This is a genomic window from Hydrogenophaga sp., assembly GCF_022844385.1.
Taxonomy (GTDB): domain Bacteria; phylum Pseudomonadota; class Gammaproteobacteria; order Burkholderiales; family Burkholderiaceae_C; genus Hydrogenophaga.
In genome coordinates this window covers 4,168-9,259 of record NZ_JALHLX010000131.1, presented here as the reverse complement: position 1 = coordinate 9,259, position 5,092 = coordinate 4,168, and the positions used below count along the sequence as shown (strand labels likewise).

The 5,092-nt window shown below is 67.7% G+C and carries 6 protein-coding genes; 3 read left to right on the top strand and 3 right to left on the bottom strand.

The features are described from left to right. The 3 genes from Q0C59_RS16580 to Q0C59_RS16570 all read right to left on the bottom strand — a co-directional run. Window positions 1–599, bottom strand: a 599-nt coding sequence (locus Q0C59_RS16580) for a fumarylacetoacetate hydrolase family protein (protein ID WP_291217549.1), incomplete at its 3' end; no start/stop codon positions are given. 8 nt (window positions 600–607) lie between these two features. Continuing rightward, window positions 608–1,666 (bottom strand): cupin domain-containing protein, encoded by a 1,059-nt coding sequence (locus Q0C59_RS16575; RefSeq protein ID WP_291217547.1) that lies wholly within the window; start codon window positions 1,664–1,666, stop codon window positions 608–610. 15 nt (window positions 1,667–1,681) lie between these two features. After that, window positions 1,682–2,884, bottom strand: a complete 1,203-nt coding sequence (locus Q0C59_RS16570; RefSeq protein ID WP_291217545.1) for a 3-hydroxybenzoate 6-monooxygenase — start codon at window positions 2,882–2,884, stop codon at window positions 1,682–1,684. Between the two features lie 111 nt (window positions 2,885–2,995). On the opposite strand from Q0C59_RS16570, the gene Q0C59_RS16565 reads away from it, so the two are divergent. The 3 genes from Q0C59_RS16565 to Q0C59_RS16555 form a co-directional block, all read left to right on the top strand. Further along, window positions 2,996–3,469 (top strand): MarR family winged helix-turn-helix transcriptional regulator, encoded by a 474-nt coding sequence (locus Q0C59_RS16565; RefSeq protein WP_291217544.1) that lies wholly within the window; start codon window positions 2,996–2,998, stop codon window positions 3,467–3,469. 68 nt (window positions 3,470–3,537) lie between these two features. Continuing rightward, window positions 3,538–4,038: a hypothetical protein gene (locus Q0C59_RS16560; protein ID WP_291217542.1), complete on the top strand. Its 501-nt coding sequence runs from the start codon at window positions 3,538–3,540 to the stop codon at window positions 4,036–4,038. Continuing rightward, window positions 4,035–5,092, top strand: a 1,058-nt coding sequence (locus tag Q0C59_RS16555) for a GAF domain-containing protein (RefSeq protein ID WP_291217540.1), incomplete at its 3' end; no start/stop codon positions are given. The genes Q0C59_RS16560 and Q0C59_RS16555, both read left to right, overlap by 4 nt.

Genomic DNA, 5,092 nt, shown 5'->3' with positions numbered 1-5,092 from the left:
GTGTAGATCAGGTCGCCGGGTTGCAGGTGGTAGAAGAGCGAGAGGTCGGCAATGATTTCGCGGATGTTCCAGATCAGCTTGTCCACGTCGGACTTCTGCTTCACCGCACCGTTGACCGAGAGCTCGATCGCGCCGCGCTCGATCACCACACCGGGCATGGGCACGATCTCGCTGCACACCGACGAGTGCTCCACGTCCTTGCCCAGGTCCCAGGGGCGGCCCTTGTCGCGCGCCACCAGTTGCAGGTCGCGCCGTGTCATGTCGAGGCCGGCGGCGTAGCCGTAAATGATTTCGTGGGCGTCTTCGGCCTTGACGCGAAAGCCCGGTTTGCCGATGGCCAGCACGAGCTCCATCTCGAAGTGGTAGTTGGCCGTTTCGCTCGGGTAGGGCGTGGTCGCACCCGAGCGGGCCAGTGTCTGCGGCGCCTTGGTGAAATAGAACGGCCGCTCGACCGACTTGTCCACCGGCTTGCCCATTTCCACCGCGTGCGCGTGGTAGTTGCGGCCGACGAAGAACAGGCGGTTGACGGGGAACAGCCCGGCGTGGCCGCGCACGGGAACGGCGGCAACGGGCGGTGGGGGGAAGAGGTAGGTGGTCATGGCGGAGCTCAAGGCATGTGGGGCTGGTTGTCGGGGCGCACTTCGTACACGCCGAGCTTGCGGTGCAGCGGCGATTCGTCGGCGATGAACAGAAACGCCGGCGCGCTGGCCGAGGCGTTGGTGAGGGTGGTGGCGGTGTAGCCGGGGATGCAGCAGGTGTCGGCTTCAACGAGATCAAATGCCTTCGCCTCGGTCGCCACGCGCGCTGCGCCTTCGATCACGTGGTAGACCACGGCCGGTGAACGCGCGGGCAACTGCAGCGTCTGGCCCGGACGCAGCATCAGCGCGTGAAAGCCGAGGATGTTTTCCACGTCTTCGCCGGTCTCGGGGTTCACGTAGGTCACCTGCACCGCGTCCACATCGGGCCGGTCGGCCCCGAGCGAAACGAGCGCGGCTTTTGCATCGGCCCAGGGGTAGCGCAGCATGGGGTAGCGCTTGCCGCTGCGGCCGAACACGGGTGTGGGCACCACACCGGCGCGCGCGTAAGCTCGGTCGCCTTGGCCGGGCTTCGTTTCCTGGCGCGCGCCGTTGAGGTGGTAGCTCACCTCCAGGTAGAAGGCCAGCGGCAAATCGAGCACGTCGAGCCAGATCACCGGTTCGTCTCCGTCGTGGCCGTGTTCGTGCCACAGGCCGGTGGGCGTGAGGATCAGGTCGCCGCGGCTCATGGGGCAGCGTTCACCGTCCACCGTGGTCCAGGCGCCTTCGCCTTCGACCACCATGCGCACTGCGTTGGGCGTGTGGCGGTGGCTGGGCGCCCACTCGCCCGGCATGAGCAACTGCATGCCCAGGTACATGGCCGCGCTGGCCTGCATCTTCTCCAGCGTGTGGCCCGGGTTGGCCAGCACCAGCACGCGGCGCTCGGCCTTCTCGATGGGCGTGAGCTCACCGGCTTTCAGCAGCAGCGGCTTGATGGTCTTGTAGGGCCAATGCGTGGCCTGCGTCTGGCGCGTGGGAATGGTCGGTGGCAACACACCGCGCAGGCTGGGCCACAGCGGCACCAGGTTGAGCGCGCGCAGCTCGGCCACGTAGTCGGCGGGCAGGTCTTCGAGTCGTCCGAGGTCGTTCATGGTGTCTCCGTGTGTTCAGTGCGAAGCGAGGCAGTTCTCGACGTTCCAACCGTACAGCCATTCCATGGCGTCGTAGAAGCGCTCGGGTGAACGCCCGCGCCACAGGTCGTTGCGCACCAGCCGCTCCACCCCCTTGGCGTGGTAGATCCGGCCCATCTCGCGCGAGCTCAGCACGATGCGCGCGGTGCGTGCCACGCGCGATCGTTGGTAGAGGTCGAAGGCTTGTTCAATGTCGTTGCCGTGCGCGCGCAAGGCCTCGCCGAGCGTCACCGCGTCTTCGATCGCCATGCACGCGCCCTGCGCCATGTACTGCGTGGTGGGGTGGGCCGCATCGCCCAGCAGCGTGACGCGGCCGAAACTCCACTGGCCGATGGGTTCGCGGTCGGCCGTGGCCCAGCGTTTCCAGCTTTTCGGCAGGTCGATCAACTGACGCGCCTTGGGGCACAGGCCTTGAAAGTAGCTCTGCACTTCTTCCTGGCTGCCTTCGGTCACGCCCCATTCTTCCTGCTCACGGCTGTGAAAGGTCACGACCACGTTGTACTGCTCGCCGCCGCGCAGCGGGTAGTGCACCAGGTGGCAGTTGGGCCCGACCCAGATGCTGGCCGCGTTCCAGCGCAGGTCTTCGGGAAAGTCGGCCTTGTCCACCACCGCGCGGTAGACCACGTGGCCGGTCACGCGCGCTTCGTCGCCCACGAACTGCTGTCGCACCACCGACTTCACGCCGTCGGCACCGATGAGCGCCAGGCCGCGGTGGGTGTTGCCGTGCTGGTCGTGCACCGTCACACCGTCGGCGGCCTGTTCGATGCGCACCACGCGGGTGGAGGTGACAAATTCGATCTGCCCGCTGGCCTGCACACCTTCGAGCAATGAGGTGTGCGCATCGGCCCGGTGGATCACCGCGTAGGGGTTGCCAAAGCGCTGGCGGAAGGCCTCGCCGGTGGGGATCTTGCCGACCTGGTATTCGTCGATGGCGTCGTGCATGACCATGAAGTCGGTGTACACCGCGCGTTTGCGCGCCTGCTCGCCCACGCCCAGCGCATCAAAGGCGTGAAAGGCGTTGGGCCCGAGCTGCATGCCGGCGCCGATCTCGCCCAGCTCGGCCGCCTGCTCCAGCACCTTCACACGAAAGCCCTGGCGCACCAGGGCGAGGGCGGCGGCCAGGCCGCCGATGCCGCCGCCGGCGACCAGCACCGGCAGGTCCGAAGGGCTTGTTGTCATGGGTGTCTCCTCGATATAGGACGCATGCTGATGATCAGTGTACTTATTGTATGGCCGGTGCTAGCATTCCCGCAACCCCCGGGCGCCACCGCCCACACCGATCGCCCCGCCATGAAACGCAGCCCTCCCGCCGTCGACATCGACCACCAGCCCGGTCACTACATCCGCCGGCTGCACCAGATCTCGGTGGGCATCTTCCTCCAGGAGCTCGGCGAGATCGGCATCACGCCGGTGCAATACGCCGCGCTGCAGACCGTGGCCAACCACCCCGGCATCGACCAGCGCACACTGGCGCGCACGATCGCACTCGACGCTTCCACCACCGGCGGCGTGGTCGACCGGCTGGAGGCGCGGGGCTGGCTGGAGCGCAAGACCGCGCCCGAAGACCGCCGTGCCCGCCAGCTTGAACTCACCGACGCCGGCGTGCAACTGCTGAGCGAAGCGGTGCCGGCCATGCTGGGCGCACAAGACCTGATCCTGGGGCCGCTCAACGAGCGCCAGCGCACCGAGTTCATGAAGCTGCTGCGCCTGCTGGTGGACACCAACAATGAACACAGCCGTGCGCCGAGCGAAGCGATGAAGTAGGCGCGGCCCCTTGGCTGCGGGCAGGGCCGTGGCTATGATCCAGAGCGATCCGAGCCAGCCGCCCCACCATGCATTCCGCCGTCGCGCCGACCCTGCTGTCACCCGACCACCTGGCCATGATGGACGGCGGCGTGTCGGTGATCGTCAGCAGTTGCGGCGCTGACCTCACGCCCAGCGTGATGCGCGCGGTCGGCAGCCACATCGGCGATGGTGGGCGCCACATCACCGTCTTTGTCTGCCGCAGCCAGTCGACCCAGCTGCTGCGGGACGTGGCGCGCAGCGCGCGGCTGGCCGCCGTGTTCAGCCAGCCCAGCACCCACAAGACCGTGCAGCTCAAGACCCGCTCGGCCCGGCTGCGTGAGGCCACCGACGCCGACGTACCCGCGCTGCAGCGTTACCTGCGCGGCATGGAGGGCGAACTCACCCGCATCGGCTTTTCTGCGGTCTATGCACGCGCCATGCTGGCGCACCGTCTCGACGACGTGGTGGCGATCGAGTTCGAGCCCGAGCTGGCCTTTGACCAGACCCCCGGCCCCAAAGCGGGCCAGCCAATCCGGGGTGCCGCATGACGGCCGCATTGCCCCGGCGCTCTGTGGACCTGGGCGAGGTGCGCCCCTGCCTCGAAGGCGCCATTCCCGCCATCATGGCCACCTGTGCGGCTGACGGCACGCCCAACGTGGCCTACATCTCGCAGGTGTATTACGTGGACGAGGGCCACGTGTCGCTGTCGTTCCAGTTCTTCAACAAGACGCGCCAGAACCTGCTGGCCAACCCGCGCTCCACGCTGCTGGTGCTCAACCCGCTGAACGCGGTGTTTTACCGGCTGCACCTGCGCTATTTGCGTACCGAAGATTCGGGGCCGGTGTTCGAGAGCATGAAGGCGCAGCTGGCCGGCATCGCCTCGCACACCGGCATGGCCGATGTGTTCCGCCTGCGGGGGTCGGACATTCACGAGGTGATCGAGGTCGAGCGGCTGCCGCAGGAGCCCTTGGCCGAGGCACTGCCATCACCGCCGCCCAAACCCAACCATCTCTCGGTGTTGCGCCGCGCCAGTTCGCAGCTCTCTGGTGCGCGCAACCTGGGAGAGGCGCTCGACGCCACGCTGGACGCGCTGGTGCAGGATCTCGCCGTGCGCCATGCCATGGTGCTGATCCTGGACACCACCACGCAGCGCCTGTACACCGTGGCCAGCCGCGGCTACGAGACCTCGGGTGTGGGCTCGGAGATCGCACTGGGCGACGGTGTGATCGGCGTGGCCGCGCGCGAATGCACGCCGGTGCGCATCATGCACATGACCAGCGCCTACCTTTACAGCCGCGCCATGCGCAACAGCCTGGGCGACGCGTGCCCGCAGAACACCGACATTCCCTACCCTGGCCTGCCCGAGCCGCACAGCCAGCTGGCGGTGCCGCTGCGGTCGGCCGGGCGGGTGGTGGGTGTGCTGTTCGTCGAGAGTCCGCTGGACCTGCAGTTCAGCTTTGAAGACGAAGACCTGCTGATGGCCCTGGGCGGCCAGCTGGGCGCGGCCATCGACCTGATGCACGAAGCCGAGGCGCCATGCACCGAGGTAGCGCCCGACGTCGCGGTGGCCAGCGTGCCCGCAGTGCCGCCGGGCCCGGCGCT